This window comes from Nonomuraea polychroma (genome assembly GCF_004011505.1).
Lineage (GTDB): Bacteria > Actinomycetota > Actinomycetes > Streptosporangiales > Streptosporangiaceae > Nonomuraea > Nonomuraea polychroma.
In genome coordinates, this window is record NZ_SAUN01000001.1 from 8057309 (window position 1) to 8079531 (window position 22223).

The 22223-nt window shown below is 69.5% G+C and carries 21 protein-coding genes and 1 pseudogene; 13 read left to right on the plus strand and 9 right to left on the minus strand.

Going from position 1 to position 22223, the window contains the following annotated elements; genetic code table 11:
- The first annotated feature begins 85 nt into the window (after positions 1 to 85).
- The gene (locus EDD27_RS36680; protein ID WP_127936474.1) at positions 86 to 2044 is read left to right on the plus strand and encodes a vWA domain-containing protein; all 1959 of its coding nucleotides are present in this window, start codon (positions 86 to 88) and stop codon (positions 2042 to 2044) included.
- 32 nt (positions 2045 to 2076) lie between these two features.
- The gene (locus EDD27_RS36685) at positions 2077 to 2544 is read left to right on the plus strand and encodes a GNAT family N-acetyltransferase (protein WP_127936475.1); all 468 of its coding nucleotides are present in this window, start codon (positions 2077 to 2079) and stop codon (positions 2542 to 2544) included.
- A 6-nt stretch (positions 2545 to 2550) separates the two neighbouring features.
- On the opposite strand, the gene EDD27_RS36690 is transcribed toward EDD27_RS36685, so the two are convergent.
- Positions 2551 to 2856 carry a DNA-binding protein gene (locus EDD27_RS36690; protein ID WP_127936476.1) on the minus strand — a complete coding sequence of 102 codons (306 nt, stop codon included), beginning with the start codon at positions 2854 to 2856 and terminating at the stop codon, positions 2551 to 2553.
- Between the two features lie 539 nt (positions 2857 to 3395).
- Between EDD27_RS36690 and EDD27_RS36695 the strand changes: the two genes are divergently transcribed.
- Together EDD27_RS36695 and EDD27_RS36700 are read left to right on the plus strand one after the other, a co-directional pair.
- The gene (locus EDD27_RS36695) at positions 3396 to 3776 is read left to right on the plus strand and encodes a hypothetical protein (RefSeq protein ID WP_127936477.1); all 381 of its coding nucleotides are present in this window, start codon (positions 3396 to 3398) and stop codon (positions 3774 to 3776) included.
- A gap of 52 nt (positions 3777 to 3828) precedes the next feature.
- Positions 3829 to 4743 carry a WXG100-like domain-containing protein gene (locus EDD27_RS36700; RefSeq protein WP_127936478.1) on the plus strand — a complete coding sequence of 305 codons (915 nt, stop codon included), beginning with the start codon at positions 3829 to 3831 and terminating at the stop codon, positions 4741 to 4743.
- A 38-nt stretch (positions 4744 to 4781) separates the two neighbouring features.
- On the opposite strand, the gene EDD27_RS36705 is transcribed toward EDD27_RS36700, so the two are convergent.
- Entirely contained in the window at positions 4782 to 5126 is a 345-nt protein-coding gene (locus EDD27_RS36705) for a YbaB/EbfC family nucleoid-associated protein (RefSeq protein ID WP_127936479.1), read from the minus strand.
- Positions 5127 to 5233: 107 nt separating this feature from the next.
- Positions 5234 to 5578 carry a 2'-5' RNA ligase family protein gene (locus EDD27_RS36710; protein WP_127936480.1) on the minus strand — a complete coding sequence of 115 codons (345 nt, stop codon included), beginning with the start codon at positions 5576 to 5578 and terminating at the stop codon, positions 5234 to 5236.
- A gap of 314 nt (positions 5579 to 5892) precedes the next feature.
- Between EDD27_RS36710 and EDD27_RS36715 the strand changes: the two genes are divergently transcribed.
- Positions 5893 to 7290, plus strand: a complete 1398-nt coding sequence (locus tag EDD27_RS36715) for a hypothetical protein (RefSeq protein ID WP_127936481.1) — start codon at positions 5893 to 5895, stop codon at positions 7288 to 7290.
- Positions 7291 to 7578: 288 nt separating this feature from the next.
- On the plus strand, positions 7579 to 7947 hold the full coding sequence (locus tag EDD27_RS36720; RefSeq protein WP_127936482.1) for a transposase: 369 nt from the start codon (positions 7579 to 7581) through the stop codon (positions 7945 to 7947).
- A 187-nt stretch (positions 7948 to 8134) separates the two neighbouring features.
- On the opposite strand, the gene EDD27_RS36725 is transcribed toward EDD27_RS36720, so the two are convergent.
- Positions 8135 to 8551, minus strand: coding sequence for a DUF6292 family protein (locus EDD27_RS36725; protein ID WP_241564451.1), 417 nt, complete (start codon positions 8549 to 8551; stop codon positions 8135 to 8137).
- Positions 8552 to 8690: 139 nt separating this feature from the next.
- Between EDD27_RS36725 and EDD27_RS58005 the strand changes: the two genes are divergently transcribed.
- Both EDD27_RS58005 and EDD27_RS36730 read left to right on the plus strand, forming a co-directional pair.
- Positions 8691 to 8816 (plus strand): hypothetical protein, encoded by a 126-nt coding sequence (locus tag EDD27_RS58005; RefSeq protein WP_277750776.1) that lies wholly within the window; start codon positions 8691 to 8693, stop codon positions 8814 to 8816.
- Between the two features lie 10 nt (positions 8817 to 8826).
- The gene (locus EDD27_RS36730; RefSeq protein WP_127936484.1) at positions 8827 to 9267 is read left to right on the plus strand and encodes a hypothetical protein; all 441 of its coding nucleotides are present in this window, start codon (positions 8827 to 8829) and stop codon (positions 9265 to 9267) included.
- Positions 9268 to 9332: 65 nt separating this feature from the next.
- On the opposite strand, the gene EDD27_RS36735 is transcribed toward EDD27_RS36730, so the two are convergent.
- Entirely contained in the window at positions 9333 to 10472 is a 1140-nt protein-coding gene (locus EDD27_RS36735) for a cystathionine gamma-synthase (protein WP_127936485.1), read from the minus strand.
- 124 nt (positions 10473 to 10596) lie between these two features.
- Complete coding sequence (locus tag EDD27_RS36740) at positions 10597 to 10794, minus strand: hypothetical protein (RefSeq protein ID WP_127936486.1); 198 nt, start codon at positions 10792 to 10794, stop codon at positions 10597 to 10599.
- 622 nt (positions 10795 to 11416) lie between these two features.
- On the opposite strand from EDD27_RS36740, the pseudogene EDD27_RS58425 reads away from it, so the two are divergent.
- Positions 11417 to 12013: pseudogene (locus tag EDD27_RS58425) on the plus strand (sensor histidine kinase); the annotation flags it as partial.
- Here EDD27_RS58425 and EDD27_RS36750 read toward each other — a convergent pair.
- Positions 11933 to 15175 (minus strand): ATP-binding protein, encoded by a 3243-nt coding sequence (locus EDD27_RS36750; RefSeq protein ID WP_241564452.1) that lies wholly within the window; start codon positions 15173 to 15175, stop codon positions 11933 to 11935. The pseudogene EDD27_RS58425 and the gene EDD27_RS36750 sit on opposite strands and share 81 nt — an antisense overlap.
- Positions 15176 to 15237: 62 nt before the next feature.
- Here EDD27_RS36750 and EDD27_RS36755 point away from each other — a divergent pair, with 62 nt between their 5' ends.
- Positions 15238 to 16095 (plus strand): NAD(P)-dependent oxidoreductase, encoded by an 858-nt coding sequence (locus EDD27_RS36755; RefSeq protein WP_127936488.1) that lies wholly within the window; start codon positions 15238 to 15240, stop codon positions 16093 to 16095.
- Positions 16096 to 16098: 3 nt separating this feature from the next.
- Here the strand turns inward: EDD27_RS36755 and EDD27_RS36760 are convergent, their stop codons facing one another.
- A complete protein-coding gene (locus EDD27_RS36760; protein WP_127936489.1) occupies positions 16099 to 17472 on the minus strand; it encodes a cystathionine beta-synthase in 1374 nt (457 codons plus the stop codon).
- Between the two features lie 128 nt (positions 17473 to 17600).
- Between EDD27_RS36760 and EDD27_RS36765 the strand changes: the two genes are divergently transcribed.
- The 3 genes from EDD27_RS36765 (at position 17601) to EDD27_RS36775 (ending at position 21330) form a co-directional block, all read left to right on the plus strand.
- The gene (locus EDD27_RS36765) at positions 17601 to 18584 is read left to right on the plus strand and encodes an SGNH/GDSL hydrolase family protein (protein ID WP_241564453.1); all 984 of its coding nucleotides are present in this window, start codon (positions 17601 to 17603) and stop codon (positions 18582 to 18584) included.
- Positions 18585 to 18699: 115 nt separating this feature from the next.
- A complete protein-coding gene (locus EDD27_RS36770; protein WP_127936490.1) occupies positions 18700 to 20046 on the plus strand; it encodes an outer membrane protein assembly factor BamB family protein in 1347 nt (448 codons plus the stop codon).
- A gap of 66 nt (positions 20047 to 20112) precedes the next feature.
- Positions 20113 to 21330, plus strand: a complete 1218-nt coding sequence (locus EDD27_RS36775; RefSeq protein WP_127936491.1) for an acetyl-CoA C-acetyltransferase — start codon at positions 20113 to 20115, stop codon at positions 21328 to 21330.
- 473 nt (positions 21331 to 21803) lie between these two features.
- On the opposite strand, the gene EDD27_RS36780 is transcribed toward EDD27_RS36775, so the two are convergent.
- Positions 21804 to 22211: a PPOX class F420-dependent oxidoreductase gene (locus tag EDD27_RS36780; RefSeq protein WP_127936492.1), complete on the minus strand. Its 408-nt coding sequence runs from the start codon at positions 22209 to 22211 to the stop codon at positions 21804 to 21806.
- Positions 22212 to 22223 lie beyond the last annotated feature (12 nt).

Sequence of the window (22223 nt, forward strand, 5' to 3'; positions counted from 1 at the left end):
TGAAGCGTCGGGCCGGCCACCCCGGAGTCCCTGGGCCTTCTCGGGGAGCGCGGACGGGGACATTCCGGGTTAGCGTGGTCTGGTGATGGCCTTCCGCTATGGCGAGTTCCACGACGGCCCCGATCCCCTGGCCCCGCCCTACGACGTACGGGCGGCGCTGGACGAGATGGGCGATGCGATCCTGTCGGGCTCGACGCCGGTCCACGCCCTCCGCGACCTGCTCAAGCGCGGCCTGCCGGGCGCCCAGGACCGACGCGGGCTGGACGACATGCTCAGGGAGGTCCGCCGGCGCCGCCGTGACCTGCGCGAGCGCGGCCGGCTCGACGGCACGCTGGAGAAGGCCCGGGCGCTGCTCGACAAGGCCATCGGCCAGGAACGGGCCGAGCTGTTCCCCGATCCCTCCGACGACGCGCGGTTCCGGGAGACCCAGCTCGACGCGCTGCCCGACGACACGGCCAGCGCCATCCAGGAGCTCAGCACGTACGACTGGCGCTCGGCCGCGGCCCGCCAGACCTTCGAGGAGCTGCGTGACCTGCTGCGCCGGGAGGTCCTCGACAGCCAGTTCAGGGGCCTGCGCGACGCGCTCGCGAACCCGGACCCCGAGGCCATGGAACGCGTCCGCCAGATGATGTCGGACTTGAACGACATGCTGGACAAGGACGCCCGCGGCCAGCACACCCAGGCGGACTTCGACGCCTTCATGGAGAAATACGGCGACCTGTTCCCCGAGAAGCCGCGGAACCTGGAGGAGCTCGTCGACATCCTGGCCCGCCGCGCCGCCGCCACGCAGCGCATGCTCGCCTCGATGACGCCGCGCCAGCGGGAAGAGCTCAGCAGCCTCATCAACCAGACGCTCGACCAGGCAGGGCTGTCAGAGCAGATGCGCCGGCTCGGCGAGGCGCTCTACGCCCGCCGCCCCGATCTCGCCTGGAACGCCCCCGAACGCCTCACCGGTGAGGAGCCCCTGGGCATGGGAGACGCGGTCACCGCCCTGGAGGAGCTGGCCGACCTCACCCAGCTGGAAACCGCCCTGCGCCAGGACTATCCGGGGGCCAGGCTCGACGACATCGACGAGGCCGCCGTACGCCGCGCGCTCGGCCGCTCCGCGGTCGACGACCTGGAAGCGCTCAAGCGGATCGAGCGGGAGCTGGAGGAACAGGGTTACCTGCTGCGCCGCCGCGGCAAGCTGGAGCTGACCCCCAAGGCGGTGCGGCGCCTCGGCGAGACCGCGCTGCGCCGGGTCTTCTCCTCGCTGGACGCGGGCCGGCGCGGCGACCATGACCAGCACGACGCCGGCGCCGCCGGGGAGCTCACCGGCTCGTCGCGGCCGTGGCGCTTCGGCGACGAGCAGCCGATCGACGTGGTCCGCACCCTGGTCAACGGCGTGCGCCGAGGCGCCGTCAGGACCGGCACGGGGACGGCCGTGCGGCTGTCCGTGGACGACTTCGAGGTGGCCGAGACCGAGCGCCGCAGCGCTGCGGCCGTCTGCCTGCTGGTCGACCTGTCGTACTCGATGGCCCTGCGCGGCACCTGGGCGGCCGCCAAGCAGACCGCCCTGGCCCTGCAGGCCCTGGTGGCCTCCAAGTTCCCCCAGGACGCGGTACAGATCATCGGCTTCTCCAACTACGCCCGGGTCCTGCAACCGGACGAGCTGGCGGGCCTCGACTGGGACATGGTCCAGGGAACCAACCTGCACCACGCCCTCCTGATCGCCGGCCGCCACCTGGACCGCCACCCCGACTTCGAGCCGGTGGTGCTGGTGGTCACGGACGGGGAGCCCACCGCCCACCTCATGCGCAGCGGCCGGTCCGCGTTCGAGTGGCCGCCCTCCAGCGAGACGCTGGAGCTGACGCTGGCCGAAGTGGACAAGATGACCCGGCGCCGCGCCACGATCAACGTGTTCATGCTGGCGGCGGACGACCGGCTGAAGGAGTTCGTGGACGAGGTGGCGCGCAGGAACGGCGGCCGGGTGTTCTCCCCGAGCGCCGAGCGCCTGGGCGAGTACGTCGTCAGCGACTTCCTCCGGCTGCGCCGGGCGCGCTGAATTGTCGGTGGGGCCTGCCAGACTCACTCGGCATGAGCGGTGAGGACGTGCGGTTGCGAGACGTGGTCGAGACGGACCTGGAGGTGTTCCTGGCGCAGGAGCACGACCCGGAGGCCGTCCGGAGATCGAGGTTCCCGGCGCGTCCGCGGGAGCGGTTCCTCACGCACTGGCGGACCCGGATCCTCGACGACCCCACCGTCCACGTGCAGACGATCCTGGTAGGCGACGAGGTGGCCGGCAACCTCGTGGCCTGGTGGGAAGGGGAGCGGCGCTTCATCGGCTACTGGATGGGGCGTGAGTTCTGGGGCCGCGGCCTCGGCACCCAGGCGCTCGGGCTCTTCCTGCTCCGGGAGAAGACCCGCCCCCTCTACGCCGACCCCTTCCACGGCAACACCGCGTCGGTGCGGCTCCTGGAGCGGCACGGTTTCCAGCGCTCGGGGACGGTGCGGCACGGAGACGATGAGCACATCCTGCTCGTGCTCAACGACCCGGCACCATAGTTCCTTTCACGGGCATGGCTGGACGGCTACAAGGCGCACGCGATCGCCACAGAGCCTCTTCATGTCATCGACGTCGGACGTCAACATGACAACCGGTCGCGGTTGCCGGATCGCCATCTCAGCCACGACCGCGTCGATCGCGTACTTCTGACCGTGGAGCCCGGCGGCGATCAGCATCGCGGAGGCGGCCTTGGCTTCCTCCTCGCCGACATGCACGATACGCATTCCCGACAGAAGCCAGGCGAGCCGAGATTTGTTCATCCGGCGATGGGCGGCCTCGATGAGCGTGAGAGCGCTGATCACCGCTTCCATTCCGCGACTACGGGCCTCCGCAACCACCGTGGCGGTGAATTGGCTGATGCCGGCTCGTGGGTGTACGTCTGGGGCAAATTGAGCACGCAGCAGGAACCGGTGATCTACGTGGGCGGGCCGGCCTTCCGCCGGCCGTACGAACTTGGCTGCACCTGCATGACAGCGATCCCAAGCAGTACGTCGGCGACCGCCCGAGTCGCAACCCATTCCCGAAGACGTTACTAAGGTGACAGAGCGGATCGTTGCGACTGTCACCGGGTATGGGCGCACGGCGCCAGAGCGGTGAGGTCGTCGTTTCAAAGTCCGCGGCCACAACGGCATCCCCCGGTGGCTTCCAGGAACAGAACGTCCAGAAGATCACGCCGTGGACCCGCGACTGCCTGACGAGCGAATGACGGATCTATCAGGCGGCGAGGACCTGAACCACCCAGTACGCGACCTTAACTGCATGGTCATCTTCTGGAAATAGAGCGTACAGAGACTGGCCACCGACTTACGCCCGAAGGAGGGGACCACTCTTGGAGATCGACCATTCAAGTATGAGACGCAGCGGCGAGGCCATCCAGACCGAAGGCGGCGAGTTCGGCCGGAGCGTCAACCGACTCCGCGCGCAGCTGGAACCCCTCATCCCCTACTTCGGCAACCCGGAGAGTGACGAGGCAGCCCAGATCTTCCGCAGGGGCATGGACGGTCACCCCGGCTTCGACAGTGCTTACGAGGACCTGAGCACGGCCGTGCGCAACCTCAGTGAGGCGTACAAGCAGATCGGCTCCTCCGTCGTGGCGATGAGCAAGAACGTAGAAGCGGCCGACTGGGCCAGCATGGTCGACAAGAACAAAATCGTGAAGGAACTGATCGAGTTCGCCCAGCGCGAGAACGACCAGATCAGCGTGCCCAGCACCCCGGTAGAGCGCGGCTGACGAGGAGGCGGACATTCCCATCGGGCTTGGGACCAAGGTCGCCCTGGGCGGTATGGCCGGTGCCGGCCTGGCAGGGGCGCTGGCACCGGAATTCCTGTTCGGCATCTCCTATCTCGAAGGCGATCCGGACCGGATCCGCGAGGCGGCCGATGTCCTGGACGAAATCGCCGACGCGATCGACCAGCACTTCCAGGAGGCGAACGCGGCCGCCCAGGTCGTCTGGCAGAAAAGCTCCGACGAAGCGGTCGACGAATTCAAGACGTTCTGGAATGACGAATACGGCCCGGCGGTCCTCGCCGTCTCTCTCAAATACCGGGACGCGGCCAATGCCTGCCGGGCCTACGCCGACGTCATCGAGAAGGTCAACCACGCGCTGAAGGTGCTGTGCTGGATCATGACGGTGGACATGATGTTCACCATCGGATACCAGGTGCTCACCTGGAAGCTCTTTCAGGCGATCATGAAGAGACAGGCGATACTGCTCAAGGTGACCGCGCGCCGATTCGTCATCCTGTTACTGCCCACCTTCTCCTACTGGGTAGCCGACAGCGTGGCGTACGCCACGGGGGAGGTGGTGCTGCCCCTGGGGCTCAACTACGCGGGCGGGATCAAGACCGACCTGTCCGGCAGCGACGTCAGGTCAGTCGACTACAACCTCACCACGTTCCGCGAGCACTTCGTGGCGAACATGGCCTTCGACGCGGTGGCCGATGGCGGGACGGCGCTGATGGGGAAGGTGCCAGGCCTACGGACTGTCGCCGTCAACATCCCCCTGCCGAACGGGATGGCGCTGAACACCGGGAACTTCATCCCCCGGATGGCCGCGTCGACCACGTACTCGATGGTCTTGGACGCGCAGCACGGGGACAACCCCCTGCCTGGCTCGGAGCACGGGCTGACAGAGGAGGAGATGTACCAGAAGTTCCTCATCCACGGGACGCGCAGCCTCATCCCGAGGGCCAGGTGAGCGATGAGACTTGGACCCGGTCGCGGGCCCCGCGCAGGCTACCGGGGCCGGCGGGGCTCGCCCTGCCGATCGTCCTCGAGGTAGGGCCGTGTCACCTCCATGAGGCGCCGTGCCGCGTCCTCGGTCGCGCGGCCCGACAGGTCCATGATCGCGTCGGCCAGTTCCTGCGAGCCCAGCCTCATCGCTCTGGGATCGATATGCAGGGCGGTCAGTTGTCCCGAGGACGAGACCTGCACCTTGATCTTGCCGTCCGGACTCGCCGCCTGTCCGACCACCTCGCCGACCATGCCCATGACATCGGAGAACTCCCTGGAGTTCGCCTGGAACTCCGTCATGAGCCGGTCGAGTTCGAGGTCACCGGCATGAAGATCGCGTTCCGCCATGGGACATTATTCCCCCATTAGTCACAGAAGTTGCAATAGGCCACAAACAGCAAGACTTCTGACATACGGGATTCCGTGGTCGTGCAGCGTCAGTCGCGGCGCTGTCATCACAGTGACCTCGATCGGCGTTTCGTCCCTGGTTCGCAGCACCCTCCTGAGCACCAGGACCCAATCTCCCGGACGAATGTGCCGAAGCGGCCGCGCTGTGCGGCCTCTTCCGCCCAGCAGACCTCCCCCAGTTGCGCCGTGACGGGCTCCAACACTCGCAATGCCTTGGCCACAGAGGCAATCATGGCGTCGCGTTCGGCTTCCGCGATTTCATCAGGGAAGCCGACGATCTGGGTGGTCATATGCAGCCATTCGGCTGGAATGAAGTCCAGCCCTCCAACTCCTGCGAGCTTGTCCTGACACTCCCGGACGACGTCGCGAACCGCCGGCTGGTCGTCAACCAAGATGTGCCAGACCAGCAGGCCCCGCCCCGGGCGGACACCTGGGCGCCACCACCAATGGTCAGTCATCCGTTCCGGCGTCCCACGCACGGTCTCCCCCAGATGTAGTGACGGCCTTGTGCTCCAAGGAACCGCGTTGGAAAGCGCGGATGCGGTCTCCTAGATCAGTGGCACGGCTCTCGTCCTCACAACTGCCATGCCCTAGTGGGGCGCTGAGGAATCCGACAAGCGGTAGCAAGCGGCACGCCATACCGGCGACATACCGACGTTCCCTACGCTGAGGAGCCCTCACCTACGGACCATGCTGAAGGAATGTCGTGTCCCGTGCCGTGCTGCTAGTGATCGTCGCCTTGCTGCTGTCGATCCTCCCCAATGTGTCCCACGCCACGGCCGCCGGCGTGGTGGGAACGGCGGGGAACCTCATCCGGGAGGTGGAGCCGCGAGCCGACGGGATCAATCACATGGACACCCCGGCGATGATCACGGCGTTGAAGGCGCTCAACGTAAACACCTACGTCTATCCCATGGCCGGTGGCTACGATCACTGGGAGGACCTGCGTAGCGAGTTCCTGTCGGCCGCCGCGGACGCCGGGATCAACGTGTGGGTCCTGGTCTACGCGCCGAGCCAGTCGGCCCTCTCCCGGCCGCACGGTCACGACTACGTGAAATGGTCCAGCGAGCTCGCCACTCTCTCGAAGAGCCACCCGAACCTGATCGGCTGGACCGTGGACGACTACGGCTTCGACCTCAAGACGTTCACCCCGGCGTACGTCAAGCAGATGCGTGACGCCGCCAAAGCGATCAACCCCTCGTTCAAGTTCATCCCAACGGTCTACTACAGCCAGTACACCGCAGCATTCATCGCCGAGCAGGCCCCGCTGCTGGACGGAGTGATCTTCCCCTTCCGCGATGAGCCGGTCCGGAACACCGCGTGGACGTGGAGCCTGTCCTACCAGGTCAAGGATCTCGCCAAGCGTCTCCCCGACACCGACATCTACCTGATGCCGTACGCCCACCCGCTGAGCCGTACCGCCCTGAAGCCAACCGTGGCCTACGTCGAGACGATCACCAAGAAGGCACTCGAGCACGTTCGCGCAGGAGAACTCGCCGGAGTCCTGCAATACAAACTCCCCTACATGTCCCGCGACCCCGGATGGACGCGCCCCACCACCGACAACCTCGCCCGCACCGGCAAAGGGCGGCTCAGCTTCGTCGTCGAGGCCAACACCGCCACCAAGGCTGGGATGTCGTGCAGCGCCACACGGAAGGTCCAGCTCACACCCGGGGCGGCCAGGCGCACAGTGAGCTTCTGGCACCGGGCCAATCGCGGAACCGGGAGCCCGGCCGGTTACCACATGAAACAGCTTCTCCTCAACGGCAAGGTGGTGTGGGAGCGGGACGTCGCCGCTGATCCGTACACGTGGCAGCAGGCCACGATCGACCTGACGGCCAAGCTGGCCGGGGCGACGAGCGCGACGCTGCAATGGCGGCTGTACGAGCGCAAGGGCGTGGGCAACTACTCCGTCGACGTGCGAGTCGACGACATCGTGACCACCGGCCTGCAGATGAGCGACCCTGGTGTGGAAAACGCCGTTACCTGGACATCTGGGCTAGCCCGCCAAGGCGGTCCGGTCCACTGCTCCGCCCAGGTCTACCACCAGGACTACGGTGCCGATCTCGGTGCGCGCATCGCCAAGATGTACGCGGCTGGATAGTCACGAAGTCCTGGGTAGGCAACGCGATCCGCCGGGGGCCCGCCAGGTACCTGGCGCAGCCGCGATCGTCACGGCTGCGTCCCTCCCGATCGGATCATCTCCACCGTGGATCCGGAGGCCCGCCACATTCACAAGATCGGGCAGCAGCGCGAGGACGGCTATTAGGCCCACCTGGCCGTCGGACCGGAGACCGGCCTATTCACCGCGGCTGCCCTGCGCCGCGGCGCCGGAGTCGATCACCACGAGGCTGCCGTCGCCCCCGACCTGCTCGCCGACGAGAGCTGCCCCTTGCAGATCCTGCCCGATGCCGCCTACGCCGCCGCCGAGCTGCGCGCCGCCCTGACCGCCGCCGGACACCGGCTGCTGATCAAGCCACCCGCGCCCAAACCCGCCGTCCCCGGCGGGCTCACCCTGGACGACTTCACCATCGACACCACCGCCGGCACGGTCGCCTGCCCCGCCGGCCACACCGTCGCACTCGCCCCGCCCGCAAGCCGCTACCAGCAGTGCCGCGCCACCTTCACCGGCCTGTGCGCCGCCTGCCCGCTCCACGATCGCTGCACCACCGCCAAGAGCGGCCGCATCCTGACCATCGCCGCCTGCGCTGCCGCGGCCCCATCATTGCGTTTTGCCCGAGGTCCCGTGGGCGCGGAGTAAATGATCTCGACGCTACCCTGGTGCTGCCTCGGACTATGCGGAACCCGATCAACGCCGGGGTCCGGGGATCGAAGACCCCCGGCAAGGGGGCTCGGGGAGCTGGGCTCCCCAGTAAGAGGAGTCCGGAGCTTATTCGCGCGTAGCGCGCACTCGGCGGAGGCCCATGCCGTTGGGCCGGTGCTCCGGGTTAGGCGTCGACGAGGTAGAAGGCGAGGGCTACGTCGAAGCCGTCGCGGCATTGACGGTGGGAGCGGTAGCAGGGGCGCCAGGCCGAGCTGGCACCGATCCCGGCTCGGGCGTCCATCAGGGCAGACGGTACGCGCTCCGGTTTCGGGAGCAGGCCGTGGCCCAGGTAGCGGACCCCGGTCAGCTCGGTGTGGTGGCCGCGGCCGCCCGAGACGAATGTGCCCAGGCGCCAGCCGCTCTCCTCGTCCCACACCAGCGCGCTTCCGTCGGCCAGCATGAGCGTGGCGTCGCGCGGGTCGCAGGGGCCTTCCCACCAGTCCGCGACCTCGGCTCCGAGCTGGTCGACGACCTGACGTACGTAGCTGATCGGTTGCTGCAGCCACTCGTCGGTGTACGGCTCGACGTGCCTGATGGCCACGGACGGCACCCCCTTGTGCCCTAGCGGTAAGGAAAACGGAACGGCTAACAACCATACCCGCGCCGAACTTATTCCGTTGCACAGCCGTCTAGTCATTACGGACGATATTTACGTCCGGCACGGGGAAGGAGGGGAGCCCATGATTGCCACGATTCTCCTCATCGTGCTGATGGTCGTCGCGGTCGCGGCCACGGAGCTCTGCATGCTGTGCTCCGGCGAGAGCAAAGAGAGTGTCGAGTCCCCCACCGAGATCGTCGGGGACTAGTCTCTCCTGCATGGCGCCCCTGCTTCTCTGGTTGCACATCGCATTTGCGATCTTCACGATCGGCCCCATCACCGCCGCGACGATGGCCGCGCCCCGTGTGATCCGCAACAAGAACGTGCCCGCCCTGAAGTTCATCCAGCGCACGACACGGATCTACAGCTTTGCCGCGATCGGCGTGTTCGTGTTCGGGCTGGCGCTCGGCGCGATCATGCCCGGCGGCGTGCTCGGCAGGTGGTATATGACCGCCTCCATGACGCTGTTCATCGTGGCCGCCGTGATGCTCGTCATCATCGACCGCGATCTGCGCACCGCCGTACGTGCGCTGGAGAGCGAGGACGCGGCCGACGACGCCAAGGTCCAGAACGGGCGGATCGCCGCGATCAGCGGGCTGCTCTCGGTGATCTGGCTGGTGATCCTCTTCCTGATGGTGGTTCCCGGCCCCACCGCGTGACACCGCGACACACCTGCCCCGCCGGCCCCGCCGGGTGACGGGGCCGGTTCAGCGCCCCCAGGTCCTCAGGCCAGCGCCTGGCTGAGGTCGGCGAGCAGGTCGTCGACCGTCTCGATGCCGACCGACAGCCGCACCAGGTCGGCGGGCACCTCCAGCGGCGACCCCACCGCCGACGCGTGGGTCATCCTGCCGGGGTGCTCGATGAGCGACTCGACACCGCCGAGCGACTCGCCCAGCGTGAAGAGCTTCGCCCGGTTGCACACCTCCACGGCCTCCGCCTCGCCCCCGGCGACACGGAACGACACCATGCCCCCGAACCGCTTCATCTGCTTGGCCGCCACCTCGTGCCCCGGGTGCTCGGCCAGCCCCGGGTAGAGCACGTCGGTCACGCGCGGGTGCGCCAGCAGCAGGTCGACGACGCGTTCGGCGTTGTCGCAGTGGCGGTCCATGCGCACGCCCAGGGTCTTGAGCCCGCGCAGCGTCAGCCAGGCGTCGAACGGCCCGGCCACCGCGCCCATCGCGTTCTGGTGGTAGGCCAGCTCCTCGCCGAGCCCGGCGTCCGCCGCGATGAGCGCCCCGCCGACCACGTCGGAGTGACCGCCCACGTATTTGGTCGTGGAGTGCACGACGACGTCCGCCCCCAGAGCCAACGGCTGCTGCAGATACGGCGACGCGAACGTGTTGTCGACCACCAGCAGCGCCCCGTTGTCGTGGGCCAGCTGCGCGAGCGCCGCGATGTCGGCGATGCCGAGCAGCGGGTTGGTGGGCGTCTCGACCCAGACCACCTTGGTCTTCTGCGTCATGGCCGCGGCCACGGCGTCGAGGTCGTGCAGCGGGACCGGGTCGTAGTGCAGGTCCCAGCGCTCGTGGACCTTGGCGAACAGCCGGTACGTCCCGCCGTACGCGTCGTTCGGGATGATGACGTGGTCCTGCGGCTTGCACACCGTACGCAGGAAGGTGTCCTCGGCGGCCAGCCCGGAGGCGAACGCGAGCCCGCGCGCACCCCCCTCCACGGCCGCGAGCGCCTGCTCGAGCGCGGTCCTGGTGGGGTTGGCCGAACGGCTGTACTCATATCCCGAGCGCAGGCCGCCCACGCCGTCCTGCTTGTAGGTGGATGTCGCGTAGATCGGCGGCACGACCGCACCGGTCAGTGGGTCGGGCTCTTGACCTGCGTGGATGGCCAGCGTCTCAAAACCGTTGCTCATAGAGGCCACGTTAACGGACGACGGCCCGCGGTCCGTCCCCACCGGACCGCGGGCCGTCGTTGCGGGCGCGTCCCCCAACGTCCGCCCGCGCAGCTCGCGCACCATGCCCGCGCGAGCCGGGTCGTCAGGCCGCCTTGGGCTCCTCGCGGTCTCCCCCGCCCGACCTGGGCGCCAGCGGTACGACGTCGGCGTGGATGAACCGGCCACTGCCGCCCTCGGCGGGCTCTCCGTTGATGCGGGAGAGCAGCACCGGATCGGCCAGCGCCAGCAGCACCCCGACGACCAGCCCGATTCCCAGTAATGCGAACCCGATGGCAACCATCTCTGTCCCCTTTCCGACATATCCAGCATCCGCGATCTCCCTGGCCGGCACCTCCACTGAAGGGCGGGTCTGTGGCGGGCCGGCTCGGCCGAACGGTTGATACGACTTGTCCGACTTCCGGCCTAGGCTCGGGGCCGTGGGTGATTCCAAGCGGCTCGTGTACTGGATCCGGCGGCTGAGCGAGATCGCGATGCTCGGCTGGCTGGGCATGATGCTGCTGGTCGACCTCGCGGTGGCGGTAGGCATCGGTGGTTTCCAATGGCTCGTCCTGTTCTGCGGCGGCTGCGGCATCGCCGCCGTGGTGCTGCGGCGCAGGTATCGCGTCGAAGGATTCGCCATCATGCTGGCGCTGTCGTTCGGCATCTCCCTCACGATCGGCGGCGGCGACTTCGACGGCGCGCCCGGCATGGCGGAGACGGGGGCGCTGCTCATCCTCATCATCGGCGTGCTGCGGCACGTCGAGCCGGTACGCCGGGCGGCCGTGCTGGCCTGCGTCGGGCTGATCGTGCTGATGGCCGAGGGCATCGCCCGCGACTACCAGAGCGCGGGGCTGATCCTGTCGTTCGTGTTGTTCGCAGGGTGGTCGACGGCCGCGGGAGCCGGCGGCTACCTGCGCTTCCAGATGGAACGCCGCAGGGAGGCCGTGCACTCGGTAAGGCGGGCGGAGCGGCTGGAGCTGGCCAGGGAACTGCACGATCTGGTCGCCCACTACATCACCGGCATCGTGGTCCAGGCGCAGGCCGCGCGTACGGTGGCGGAGACCAGACCGGACGCGGTGGCGCCCGCGCTCGACGCCATCGCCACGGCCGGTTCCGAGGCGCTGACCTCGATGCGGCGCATGGTGACGGTGCTGCGTACCGAGGACGACGCGGCCCGCAAGCCCGGCACCACGCTGGCCGACCTGCGCATTCTGGCCGACCGGTGCTCCGCCGACGGGCCCAAGGTGGCGTTCGAGATCGGGCAGGGCCTGGACGACCGCACGTTACCGCCGGAGGTCATGACCACCCTGCACCGAGTGCTGCAGGAGTCTCTGACGAACGTACGCAAGCACGCGTCCGGTGCCGCCTGGGTGGAGGCGGATCTGCGGAGGTACGAGAAGGTCGTGGTGCTCCGGGTGCGGAACTTCGGGTCCTCCGCCTCAGATCCCCGGGTTGCCCGCCTTGGTGGCGGGTTCGGGCTGGTCGGCATGGCCGAGCGGGTGGAGGCGCTGGGCGGCAGGCTCTACGCGGGCCCGTCCCCGGAGGGCGCTTGGGAGGTCGTCGCCGAGTTCCCCCTGCCCCGAGCCGGTTTCCCCGATACCTGAGCCGCCTTCCCCGAACCCCCGGCCCCTGTCCCAGAACCCAGAGCCGCGATCTCGTTCCCCTTCGGCGAATGCCCGCTCGAACACGTCGTCCCCCAAGGCGGCGCGCAGCCGGACGGTGATCCGGTCCACGTCTCGCCGCTCGCGCGAGGGCTGCGGCGCGCCGACGGCCCGCCTGATGCCGGCGGCCGCCCCGATCATCCGCGCCGCCTCCGTCAGCGGGCAGTCCGCCTGGAGGTGACCGGCCTCGCCGCTGAGCGACAGCGCCCCGGCCAGCCCTTCGAGGGCCAGCGCGATCGCCCTGGGGTCACCGGTGGCCCGCGCCGCCGCGTACCCCTCCCGCTGCCTGTCCAGCGCCGTCTCCCCGTCACCCCGCTGCTCGGCGACGAAGCCCAGCTCCGCCATGACGAACGCGATCCCGGGCGTCCCCCGCACCCGCCGCAGGAAGTCCAGCACGGGCCGCAGGTGGGCCTCCGCCTCCTCGTACCGGCCCTGCCGCCGGGCGCTCATGGCCAGACCGAGCAGGGCGTTCTCCTCGGCCGCCCGGTAGGACTGGGCGACCGCCAGCCGCCTGGCCCGCTCGTGGTAGTCGTCGGCCCGCTCGTAGTCCCCCGCAAGCAACGCGATGCGCCCGATGGCCGCGAGCCGGAACGAGACCTCGAAGCCCAGCTCCTCGGCCAGACGCAGTGCCTCCTCACGCAGCCGGGCGGCCTTCGGGTAGTCGCCGCGGATCTCGGCCGCCCGATCGAGCACGTCCATCGCCTCGATCTGGCCCCACTCGTCGCCCAGTTCCCTGAACAGAGCGAGCCCCCGCTCCCCGTCCCGCTCCATCGCCACCAGGTCGGCCCGGCCGACGGCGAGCTTGGCACGCAGACACAACGCCGCCGCGACGCCCCACCTGTCACCCAACTCCTCGTACGCGGCCAACGCCCGCTCCGCCGCCGCCTCGTGCGCCGCCCTGTCGCCGTAGGCCCAGCGGACGTGGCTCAACAGCCAGTCGGCCAGCGCCGCGCCCGCCCGATCGAGCCCTTCACGGCGCACCGGCGAGACGGGCTCGCCGAGCAGCGCCTCGATCCCGGCCAGCCAGACGGACGCCCGAGCTGCCAAGGCCTCAGCCGCCGCGTCCCCGGTCTCGCTGGGGGAACGGGCTGCCGCAAGGACGGTCGCCAGCGACCTGCGTGCCTCGCTGAGGCTGCCGCGCAGTATCCAATACCAGGCGAGGGCGTTGACCAGCCGCAACGCGTCCGGCCCCGGCCCCGCGAGCGCGAGCCGGAGATTGGCGCGCTCGGCGTCGAGCCGCGCGAACCATTCCCGCTGCCCCGGCCCTCTGAGGTCCGCACGTTCGGCGAGCGCGGTGTAGTAGCGGGCGTGCCGCGCCGTGATCAGGTCGTCCTCGCCCGCCTCGGCCAGCCGTTCCCGGCAATAGGCGGCGACCGACTCCAGCAGCCGGTAACGCGGCCCGGCGGCCCGCACCACCAGTGACCGATCCACCAGCCGGGCCAGCGTGTCCAGCACGTCCACCCCCGGCTCGGCGCACACCTGCTCGGCCGCCTCCAGCGTGCACCCACCGGCATGCACCGCCAGCCGCCGCAACACCACCCGCTCGGGCTCCCCCAGCAGCTCCCAACTCCAGTCGATCATCGCCCGCAACGTACGCTGCCGCTCCGGCGCGTCCCGCATTCCCGCCGTCAGCACGCGGAACCGGTCGTCCAGCCGCTCTGCCAGCCCCCGGACCCCCAACGCCCGCACCCGGGTCGCGGCCAGCTCCAGCGCCAGCGGGAGGCCGTCCAGCCTGGCGCAGATCTCCGCCACGTCCGCATCCGGCTCGACCCCCGCCCGCGCCGCGAACAACTCCACCGCCGCCTCCGGCGCCAGCGGCGGCACGCCCCACAGGGCCTCACCTTCGATACGCAACGACTCCTGGCTCGTGGCAAGGATCCGCAACCCGGGCGCCGCCCGCAACAACCGCGCGGCCAGTGCGGCCGCCTGCTCCACGACATGCTCGCAGTTGTCCAGCACCAGCAACGCCTGCGTGCCCTGCAGCGCCGTCGCCAGCCGATCGACCATGGACCCCGCCACGTCGTCCCGCAACCCCAGGACGCCGCCGATCGCCTCCGCCACCTCGACGACCCCGGCGTGCGGCCGCAGCGCCGCCAGCTCCACCAGCCACACATCTCCGTCGGCAGCGCACCCCCGAGACTCCTCCGCAGCCGCCAGGGCCAGGCGCGTCTTGCCGACGCCCCCCGGCCCCGTGAGCGTGACCAGCCGGTTGGCCCGCAGCAGCGCCCGGACCTCGGCCACCGCCTCCTCCCGCCCGATCAGGCGGCTCAACGGCGCGGGCAGGTTGGTCCGAGGCCGCACAGCAACCACGTCCAGGGCCGGGTCCTGGCGCAGGATCGCCTGATGCAGCGCCGCCAGCTCGGCCGACGGATCCACCCCGAGCTCGTCCCGCAACCGCCGCCGCACGTCCTCGTACGTGGCCAGTGCCTCGCTCTGCCGCCCGCCCCGGTACAGGGCCAGCATGTGCGAGGCACGCAGGCGCTCCCGCAGCGGATGCCGGGCGACCAGTTCCGCCAGATCGACCCGTTCGCCGAGCGACAGCCGTACCTCTGCCTGCTCCTCCAGCGCCGCCAGACGTGTCTCCTCCAGGTTCGCGGCCTCGGCGCGGGCGAAGTCCGCGTCGGGGAAGTCGGCGTACGCGGGCCCGCGCCACAGCGCCAGCGCCTCCTCCAGCTCGGCCGCGCGCGTGGCGGGATCCGGGGAGCGGCGCTCGACGAGGGCGCGGAAGCGGGCGGCGTCGCAGTCATGGGCCGCCAGCCGGTATCCGGCAGGCCCGTGCGTGATCAACAAGGGGTCTCCGAGCGCGCGGCGCAGCTGGGAGACCCGCGCTTGGAGCGTCCCGACCGGGTTGCGGCCGGCCCGCGCGCCCCAGAGGTCCTCGACCAGCCGGTCCACCGGCACGGGCCCGCCCCCGTGGGCCAGCAGGTCCGCCAGCACCGCCCGCACCTTGGCCTCGGCCACGTGAACAGACCGGCCGTCCACCCGCACCGTCAGCGGCCCGAGCACCCCGAAACGCACCATGCCATTGCTAACCCGTAGCCGGCCAGAAGGATTTCCGTAGCGGCGTGTCCCAAGGTGGGGCCATGAGTGAAGTGACGGTGGTCGGGCTCGGCCCGATGGGGTCGACGATGGCCGAGACGTTCCTGACCGCGGGCCACCAGGTCAAGGTGTGGAACCGTACGGCGAGCAAGGCAGAGCCGCTGGTCGCCAAGGGCGCCGGGCGGGCGGCGACGGCCGCGGACGGCGACCTGCTGGTGGTCAGCCAGATCAGCTACGAGGCGATGTACAACAGCCTCGGCGACGCCCGGCTGGACGGGAAAGTGGTGGTCAACCTCAGCTCCGACAGTCCGGAACGGCTGCGTGCGGCGGCCAGGTGGGTCTCTGAACGCGGCGGCACGCTGGTCACCGGCGGCATCATGGTCCCGCCGCCCGGCATCGGGCAGCCCGGGGCGTACACCTTCTACAGCGGCCCCAAAGACGTGCTCGACCGGCATGCGGCGACGCTCGAGGCCCTGAGCGAGATCACGTACGTAGGCGAGGACGAGGGCCTGGCGATGATGTACTACCAGGCCCAGCTGCTGATCTTCTGGTCCAGCCTGACGAGCCACATGCACGCCATGGCCATGCTGCGCACGGCGGGCGTGTCACCGCTGGAGTTCCTGCCGTTCGTGCGCGAGACCTTCACCCAGCTGGGCGGCGACGGCCCCATGGGGTACGCGAAGATCCTGGCAGAGGAGGTCGCGGCCGGGACGTACCCGGGCGAGCAGAACTCGCTGCACATGCAGGCCGTCGGCATGGGCCACGTCGTGGAGGCGCTGGAGGAGGCCGGTGTGGAGACCACGGTGCCGAGGGCGTTGCAGGCGCTCTTCGAACGCGCCGACGCCGAGGGGCGCGGCCACGAAGGCCTCGGCACCGTCATCGAGTCGATCAGCAAGCCGTAGCGGCTAGGCGTGGTTCGCGAGGAAGGCGAGCAGGTCCTGCCGGGTGATCAGCCCGGCGGGCTTGCCCTCTTCCAGCACGACGGCCGCATCAGCCTTCTCCAGCGCTTCGACCGCACGCGCCACAGGTTCACCGCTGCCGATCGTGGGTAGCGGCGCAGACATATGGTCGGCGATCGGGTCGTCGGAGGAGAGCCTGCCGTGGTACAGGGCCTCGAGGAGATCGCGCTCGACGATGGAGCCCACGACCTCGGCCGCCATGACCGGCGGCTCCTCCTTCATCACCGGCAGCTGGGACACGGAGTATTCGCGCATGATCGCGATGGCCGTGCTCACGGACTCGTGCGGGTGCGCGTGCACGAACTCGGGCATCGCCCGCCCCTTGCGCGCCAGCACGTCACCGACCAGACCCTCCTCGGAGGACTCGGTCAGGAAGCCGTAGTCGGCCATCCAGTCGTCGTTGAAGATCTTCGACAGGTAGCCGCGGCCGCCGTCCGGCAGCAGCACGACGACCACGTCGTCCTTCCCCGCCCTGGCCGCCACCTGCAGCGCCGCCACGACCGCCATCCCGCACGAGCCGCCGACCAGCAGCCCCTCCTCGCGGGCGAGCCGGCGGGTCATGTTGAAGGAGTCCTTGTCGGACACCGCGATGATCTCGTCGCAGATCGTGGTGTCGTACGTGGCCGGCCAGATGTCCTCGCCGACGCCCTCCACCAGGTACGGCCGCCCGGAGCCACCGGAGTAGACCGAGCCGACCGGGTCCGCACCGATGATCTTCACTCGGCCGTCGGAGACGTCCTTGAGGTAACGGCCCGTACCGCTGATCGTGCCCCCGGTGCCGATGCCCGCCACGAAGTGCGTGACCCGGCCCTCGGTGTCCGCCCAGACCTCGGGACCCGTCGAGTGGTAGTGGGAGTCGGGGTTGTTGACGTTGGCGTATTGGTTGGGCTTCCAGGCGTTGGGCACCTCGCGGGCCAGCCGGTCGGAGACCGAGTAGTAGGAGTCCGGGTGCTCCGGCGAGACGGCGGTCGGGCAGACCACGACCTCGGCCCCATAAGCGCGCAGCACCGAGATCTTGTCCTGCGCCACCTTGTCCGGCACCACGAACAGGCACCGGTATCCCTTCTGCTGTGCCACGATGGCCAGGCCCACACCGGTGTTGCCGGACGTCGGCTCGACGATGACGCCGCCGGGACGCAGCTCGCCCGACTTCTCGGCGGCCTCGATCATGCGCATCGCGATGCGGTCTTTGACCGAGCCCCCCGGGTTGAAGTACTCGACCTTGGCGAGCACCTGGGCGGGCAGTCCCGCGGAAACCTTGTGCAGCCGAACCAGCGGGGTGTTCCCCATGAGATCGACCAGGGAATCGTAAACGCGCACCGAGGTGTTCACCTTCTTTGCCAAAGCTTGATCAGCTTGCCTGTGGCCGAGATCCCGTGGAGGTGGCAGGCCCTCGGCTAGTTTTTCAAGCAAACGCTACCGCCGAGTTCGACCGGGGAGGCACGGACATGGTCTGGCCAGCTGGGATGGCCCGCGCGGCACGCAAGATCGCTACTGCGGCGGCGCTCGGAGGGGGCGGCCTGACCGCGCTCGGCGCCACGGCGTACGCACTGCTGATCGCCGAGGGGCTGCTCGCGCGCAAGGCGATCGGCCAGCCGCACGGCCTGGACGGCCCACCGTCCGACGGCACCTACGGCGACTTCCCCGGCGAGCCGCTCAAGCTGGCCATGCTCGGCGATTCCACGGCCATCGGCCTCGGCATGACCGACCCGGCCGACACCCCCGGCGTGTTGCTGGCCAACGGCCTGGCTGAGGTGTCCGAGCGGCCGGTGCGCCTGCTCGTCGCCGCCAAGTCGGGCACGCCGTCGGCCGAGCTGGGCGATCAGGTGGACCAGGCCCTGACCATGGCTCCCGACGTGGCGGTGATCTTCGTGGGGGCCAACGACATCATCACGCAGACGCCGCCCGCGATCGCCGTACGACATCTGACCAAGGCCGTGCGGCGGCTGCGGGACGCGGGGGTCGAGGTGGTCGTGGGCACCTGCCCGGACCTCGGCACGGTCCGCCCCATCTCGCAGCCGCTGCGCTGGGTGGCGCGGCGCTGGAGCCGGCAACTGGCGGCGGCGCAGACGGTGGCAGTGGTGGACGCGGGCGGGCGGACGGTGGCGTTCGCCGACGTCCTCGGCCCGGAGTTCGCGACAAACCCGACAGAAATGTTCGGACCGGATCGTTTCCATCCATCTGCCCGAGGTTACGCGCAGGCCGCTTACGCGGTGCTACCTTCAGTGTGCGCTGCGTTGGGGCTGTGGCCTGAGCCGCGCCCCGCGCGCGGCGAGGCATTGCAACCGATCTACCTTGCGGCGGCTACGGCCGCGGAGGAGTCCGGCACCGAGGTCACCGCGACCCGGGTCGACGGGCGTTCGACGGGCCTGCACGGGAAGTGGGCATCGTTGTTCCGCCGGCGGCTCGGCGAGCAGCTCAACGAGTCCTGACCCCCATCAGACTCGGGACCCACGGTTCAGGCTTGGCGAGCGCTCGACGACGCCCGGCCACGGTCACCCTCCGCGCCCGGACCGTCGCTAAACGTCCCTTTGGAGGGTATTGCCCGTGCTCCGGCCCCTCTGGAAACCGTCCATCGCCCTCGCCGGAACGCTGGCCGTCGCCGCCTGCTCCGGCAGCGACGCGGCCACCACCGACAAGTTCCCGACCTGGCACAACACCCAAGTCAACGCGGTCAGCCGCATGGCGGTGGCCGGCGGGGTCGTCGCCACGACCTCCATGAAGCCCGACGGCACGCTGGAGACCGTCGCGATCGGCCTGCGCGACGGCAAACGCCTGTGGGCCTATCCGGCCACGATGGCGGGCCGCCTGCCCGGGATGGGCGTCTCCACCCCCGCGATCGTCGAGACGGCAAGAGGCCAAGGCGTGGTCGTCGCCCTCGACCCGGCCAAGAACGCCCAGTGGAGCGCCACCCTCATCGCCCGCGACGCCCACTCCGGGGTGCAGAAGTGGACCAGGCCGGTGCATTCGACGTTCGGGCCGCAACGCTGCGGCCCCTACATCTGCCTGTCCGAGCACACGGCCCTGTCCAAGGCCCGCATGGTGGTCCTCGACCCGGCCACGGGCAAACAGCTGTGGAAACTGCCGGGCATCTCCGAGGTCGAATGGTCCGACCCGGCCCGGGTGCTGCTGCTCAGGCTCTCCGCCGACCCCATGATCGAGTCGTACGAGGTCAAGACCGGCAAGCTGCAGTGGCAGCAGCCGATCGAGCAGGCCCTCGGACCAGGCGTCGACCTGTCGGGGGGCTGGGCGTTCGGCGCGACCGGGGACAACCTGATCGGCTACGTCGCCCCGTACACCAACCCGCGGACCAAGAAGATCTCCACCTTCGGGTTGTTCTCCCTCAAGATCTCCGATGGGACGATCAACTGGATCCGGCCCTCGGTCGTCCGCGTCTACCCCAGCGGCAGCCCCGGCTACGCCCCGGTCGTACGTCCCGTCGACCGGCAGGGCGCCTACGGCGGCTTCGCCCGGCTCGACTCCGAGTCCGGCCGGGTCATCGGGCAGATCACCGCCTCCGACGTGCCGGGCTCCGGCTGGTGGCTGGCCTTCCCCGACCGGATGGACAAGCTGGGCTTCCTCAAGCACAACACCACGGGGACGGCCTTCGACCTGACCTCCGGCAAGGCCGTGCCCGCGGAGAAGGAACGCGGCTGGTCCTTCTGCGTCACCGACCCCAAGCCGCTGCCGCTGCCCGGACAACCTCCGGGCTTCTACTCGACGGCGGCCATCTGCGAGTACGACCTGGGCACCGGCAAGCGCGTCTCCCCCGCGAGCACGCCGCCGCCCTGGTTCACCGGCAGCCAGGACGGCTGGCGGTTGTGGCGCGACGAGAAGGGGGCGCTGCACGCCGTGAACGACCAGACGGCGCCCGCGCCCGGCATGTACGGGTGACCACCGCGGGGCTTTCGAGCAGGACTGGAATATAGTTCTGCGGTAAGCGCCGACAAAGGAGGGGCCATGCCCGAGGCAGTCATCGTCGCAACCGCGCGTTCCCCCATCGGACGAGCCTTCAAAGGATCGTTGAAGGACATCAGGCCCGACGACCTGACCGTGCAGATGATCAAGGCGGCGCTGGCCAAGGTGCCCCAGCTCGACCCCCACACGATCGACGACATCATGCTGGGCTGCGGGCTGCCGGGCGGCGAGCAGGGCTTCAACATGGCGCGCGTGGTGTCCGTCATGCTCGGCCTGGACGACGTGCCCGGCACCACCGTGACGCGCTACTGCTCCTCGTCGCTGCAGACCACCAGGATGGCCTTCCACGCCATCAAGGCCGGCGAGGGCGACGTGTTCGTGTCCGCCGGTGTGGAGACCGTCTCGCGCTTCACCAAGGGCAATTCCGACTCGCTGCCCGACACGCACAACCCGATCTTCCTGGACGCGCTGGCCCGTACGAAGAAGTTCACCGAGGGCGGGCAGACCTGGCACGACCCGCGCGAGGACGACGCCATTCCGGACATCTACATCGCTATGGGGCAGACCGCGGAGAACGTCGCCCAGCTCAAGGGCGTCAGCCGGCAGGAGCAGGACGAGTTCGGGGTTCGGTCACAGAACCTGGCTGAGAAGGCGCTGGCCGACGGATTCTGGGCCAAGGACATCACGCCCGCGACCATGCCCGACGGGACCGTGGTCAGCAAGGACGACGGGCCCAGGGCGGGGACCACGTACGAGAAGGTCGCCGGACTTCAGCCGGTCTTCCGGCCCGACGGCACCGTCACGGCCGGCAACTGCTGCCCGCTCAACGACGGGGCAGCCGCCGTGATCGTGATGAGCGACGTCAAGGCCGCCGAGCTGGGGATCACGCCGCTCGCCCGGATCGTGTCCACCGGGGTGTCCGCGCTGTCCCCGGAGATCATGGGGCTGGGGCCCGTGGAGGCCAGCCGGCAGGCGCTGTCGCGGGCCGGGATGGCCATCGAGGACGTCGACCTCGTCGAGATCAACGAGGCCTTCGCCGCTCAGGTCATTCCGTCGTATCGGGAGCTGGGGATCGACCTGGACCGGCTCAACGTGAACGGAGGGGCGATCGCGGTGGGGCATCCGTTCGGGATGACGGGGGCGCGCATCACATCCACCCTGGTCAACAGCCTCCAGCACCACGACAAGAGCATCGGGCTCGAGACGATGTGCGTGGGTGGTGGGCAGGGAATGGCGATGCTCCTCGAGCGCCTGTCTTAAGGGCCATCCTTTACGCGTCGCCGTGGTCGGCCACCCGCCATACTCCGGCGTCTTAAGGGCCATCCTTTACGCGTCGCCGTGGTCGGCCACCCGCCATACTCCGGCGTCTTAAGGGCCATCCTTTACGCGTTGCCGTGGTCGGCCACCCGCCATACTCCGGCTGGTGGCCCTCCAGGAAACGGCCTCTGAACCCTTCAGTGGTGGCCCGCCGTTACGCGAGCCCCCGTTGGCCGAGTTCCGTGGTGACGCGTTACCCCGTTCCGTGGCCCCACTCTGGGCGCCGACCGTCTTGCGCCGCAGGACGACCCGTCTGGGCCGCCACACGAAGGAACGCGGACCGGCCCGCGCGCCCGGTGTCAGGTGGGAAGGGGCACACGACGTCGTGGCGCCGTCGCGCTGGAAGGCGGCGCGCCACGACCGGCCCCCCGAAGAGGTGGGCGCGTGTCGGAGGGACGGCACCCGCGAATGAGGCGTTATCCGTGGTGGTCCGGGCCTGCGTGGGTGGGGGTGATGCGGAGGATGACGCGACGGTCGCGGATCATGGCGGCGCGGTAGTCCTCCCAGTCCGGATGCTCGCCCGAGATGTTGCGGTAGTAGGAAACCAGGTGGTCCATGGCCTCGGGCAGGGAGATGATGTCGGCCGTGCCGTCCACCTGGATCCAGTCGCCGTAGAAGGCGTTCGTGAAGGCGCACAGCGAGACGTGTGGGTCGCGGTGGGCGTTGCGAACCTTGACCGCCGTCTCCCTGCTGCTGATGACGATGTGGCCATCCTCCACCCCGGCCGTCACCGGCGACATCTGCGGGCGCCCATCGCGATGCCGGGTGAGCAGGACGGCGTTGTGGTTGGCGCTGAGGAAGGCGAGAGCCTTGTCGAGATCCATCCCCTCATGATG

What these genes read in the sequence shown, in the direction of transcription:
- EDD27_RS36780 (WP_127936492.1), bottom strand. Translation starts at nt 22,211, where the DNA reads ATGGATCTCGACAAGGCTCTCGCCTTCCTCAGCGCCAACCACAACGCC.
- EDD27_RS36685 (WP_127936475.1), top strand. Translation starts at nt 2,077, where the DNA reads ATGAGCGGTGAGGACGTGCGGTTGCGAGACGTGGTCGAGACGGACCTG.
- EDD27_RS36690 (WP_127936476.1), bottom strand. Translation starts at nt 2,856, where the DNA reads ATGGAAGCGGTGATCAGCGCTCTCACGCTCATCGAGGCCGCCCATCGC.
- EDD27_RS36730 (WP_127936484.1), top strand. Translation starts at nt 8,827, where the DNA reads ATGGCGCCCCTGCTTCTCTGGTTGCACATCGCATTTGCGATCTTCACG.
- EDD27_RS36735 (WP_127936485.1), bottom strand. Translation starts at nt 10,472, where the DNA reads ATGAGCAACGGTTTTGAGACGCTGGCCATCCACGCAGGTCAAGAGCCC.
- EDD27_RS36680 (WP_127936474.1), top strand. Translation starts at nt 86, where the DNA reads ATGGCCTTCCGCTATGGCGAGTTCCACGACGGCCCCGATCCCCTGGCC.
- EDD27_RS36700 (WP_127936478.1), top strand. Translation starts at nt 3,829, where the DNA reads ATGGCCGGTGCCGGCCTGGCAGGGGCGCTGGCACCGGAATTCCTGTTC.
- EDD27_RS36740 (WP_127936486.1), bottom strand. Translation starts at nt 10,794, where the DNA reads ATGGTTGCCATCGGGTTCGCATTACTGGGAATCGGGCTGGTCGTCGGG.
- EDD27_RS36705 (WP_127936479.1), bottom strand. Translation starts at nt 5,126, where the DNA reads ATGGCGGAACGCGATCTTCATGCCGGTGACCTCGAACTCGACCGGCTC.
- EDD27_RS36775 (WP_127936491.1), top strand. Translation starts at nt 20,113, where the DNA reads ATGCCCGAGGCAGTCATCGTCGCAACCGCGCGTTCCCCCATCGGACGA.
- EDD27_RS36765 (WP_241564453.1), top strand. Translation starts at nt 17,601, where the DNA reads ATGGTCTGGCCAGCTGGGATGGCCCGCGCGGCACGCAAGATCGCTACT.
- EDD27_RS36750 (WP_241564452.1), bottom strand. Translation starts at nt 15,175, where the DNA reads ATGGTGCGTTTCGGGGTGCTCGGGCCGCTGACGGTGCGGGTGGACGGC.
- EDD27_RS36695 (WP_127936477.1), top strand. Translation starts at nt 3,396, where the DNA reads ATGAGACGCAGCGGCGAGGCCATCCAGACCGAAGGCGGCGAGTTCGGC.
- EDD27_RS36755 (WP_127936488.1), top strand. Translation starts at nt 15,238, where the DNA reads ATGAGTGAAGTGACGGTGGTCGGGCTCGGCCCGATGGGGTCGACGATG.
- EDD27_RS58005 (WP_277750776.1), top strand. Translation starts at nt 8,691, where the DNA reads ATGATTGCCACGATTCTCCTCATCGTGCTGATGGTCGTCGCGGTCGCG.